A 1,060-nucleotide genomic window follows, 5' to 3' on the forward strand; every position below is an offset into this window, starting at 1 on the left:
CGCAGTAGTGACCTACACGGTGAACGTGGACGTGCCTGCCGATTTCACGGGCGGCCTGACCAACATAGTCACGGTAACGAACCCAGAAGACCCGACCCCGGGATGCCCAGCTTGTACGGACGGCCCGGACACACCGGACGAGGTATCGGACATCACCACGGTTAAGACGAACGGTACCACTACCTACGTGCCGGGCACAACGGTGCCTTACACCATCACGGTGACGAACAACGGGCCGAGCGCTGCGAGCAGCGTAACGGTAGCAGATATGGCGCCTACGGGCACAACGATCAGCAGCTGGACGGCGGTGGTGACCACCGGCACAGCGACGCTGGCGAACGCTTCGGGCACGGGCGACTTCAGTGAGGTGATCACGAACATGTCCAACGGGGCAGTAGTGACCTACACGGTGAACGTGGATGTGCCTGCCGATTTCACGGGCGGCCTGACCAACATAGTCACGGTAACGAACCCGGAAGACCCGACCCCGGACTGCCCAGATTGTACGGACGGCCCGGACACACCGGACGAGGTATCGGACATCACCACGGTGAAGACGAACAACACGACGACCTACGTGCCCGGCACAACGGTGCCTTACACCATCACGGTGACCAATAACGGGCCAAGTGTAGCGAGCAGCGTAACGGTAGCGGACACCGCGCCTGCGGGCACAACGATCAGCAGCTGGACGGCGGTAGTAACTACCGGCACAGCGACGCTGTCCAATGCCAGCGGCACGGGCGATCTCAACGAGACGATCACGGCGATGGCTAACGGGGCGGTAGTGACCTACACGGTGAACGTGGATGTTCCGGCTGACTTCACGGGCGGCCTGACCAACATAGTCACGGTAACGAACCCGGAAGACCCGACCCCGGACTGTCCGGAATGTACGGACGGGCCGGACACACCGGACGAGGTATCGGACATCACCACGGTTAAGACGAACAACACCACTACCTACGTGCCGGGCACAACGGTGCCTTACACCATCACGGTGACGAACAACGGGCCGAGCGCTGCGAGCAGCGTAACGGTAGCGGACACCGCGCCTGTA

1 pseudogene is annotated in these 1,060 nt (G+C 62.0%); it reads left to right on the forward strand.

The features are described from left to right. A pseudogene (locus FRY97_RS21920) lies at nt 1–1,060 on the forward strand (DUF11 domain-containing protein); the annotation flags it as partial.

The organism is Phaeodactylibacter luteus, from assembly GCF_007993045.1.
In the GTDB taxonomy this organism is placed as follows: Bacteria; Bacteroidota; Bacteroidia; order Chitinophagales; family Saprospiraceae; genus Phaeodactylibacter; species Phaeodactylibacter luteus.